We start from the raw sequence: 1,112 nt of genomic DNA, 5'->3' as shown, positions 1-1,112 counted from the left end.
TTTATACTTTTATCATTTAGGGTAATGGAGCCTTTCTGGTTATTTGTTGTATAGCTTTTCTTAGTTTTTTTAGCTGACTTGAATTTAGGGAATCCAACCTTTTTATCTCTAAAAAAATTCTTGTATGCCGTTTGTAAATTCAACTGAACATTAGCTAAAGCTAGGCTATCTACTTCCTTTAGGTAAGGGTAGTCTTTTTTATACTGGGCAGGTGTTGTTTTCAATGATTCTTTTGTTTCTCTGTAATAATCAATCTTGTCTGATAACATTAAGTTCCATATTTTTCTACAACAACCAAATGTCTTTTGCAATAATTCTTTTTGATTTTTATTTGGGTAGACTCTATACTTGATAGCTTTATTATAGTTCATTATTTACAACACCTCCTAACCTTGCTTTTCTATATATTTTTTTGATGATATTGTCACAAATAGTTATTATGGCTTCCACTTTTCCAACAATTCATTTTATATCCCTCAATAATGATTGTATCAAAAATATCTTGATATAAGAATTCATCCCACAAAGCTAAAGTTTCGGAGATTTCTTGGCACTAAATTTAAAAAAAATATAGTCTGCCTCATTAATCATTTTTAAGCGCTCCCCTTGTCTATCATACCAATACAACTTTACTGATTACATTATCACTGTATTTATGGACGAACTAGTTAGTATTTCCTCACTAAAATGAAGGCTTGCCAATTCTAATGGTATAAAAATAAGCGAAAAGGCATAACACCTCTTCGCTATATATAAAACTCTATGAAATCAGTACTCTTTCAGGTAAGTTTTATAACTTTAATTATCATTTTTATCTTTTTTGGGAAATTGCTCATTTATTTTTTCCATTTACCTGATGCATCCACTTTATAGCTATTGATTACTTCATTACGTGCCATTTGGCCATTGTCTTTTAAGTAATACCAATGTCCTTTGTCATAAATCCATTCATTATGAGCCATGTATCCCCAATCTTTTAAGTAGTATGCGCCTACCCATTGATTTTGAGCATAGCTGCCATCTTCATTAATAAAGAACCAGCTTTGGTAATGATTATCATAAATCCATTCATTATGAGCCATGTATCCCCAATCTTTTAAGTAGTATGCACC

General features: G+C 30.8%; 1 protein-coding gene and 1 pseudogene. Both read right to left on the bottom strand.

Translation table 11 applies throughout. The annotated features are described in order from the left end of the window. Window positions 1–371: helix-turn-helix domain-containing protein (locus BMX09_RS09945; RefSeq protein ID WP_177159614.1), on the bottom strand; the 371-nt coding region annotated here is incomplete at its 3' end. Between the two features lie 465 nt (window positions 372–836). Beyond that, window positions 837–1,112, bottom strand: a pseudogene (locus BMX09_RS09940) (hypothetical protein); the annotation flags it as partial.

Origin of the sequence: Granulicatella balaenopterae (assembly GCF_900111135.1) — a bacterium.
In the GTDB taxonomy this organism is placed as follows: Bacteria; Bacillota; Bacilli; order Lactobacillales; family Aerococcaceae; genus Granulicatella; species Granulicatella balaenopterae.
This window is presented reverse-complemented; position numbering and strand designations above follow the sequence as displayed.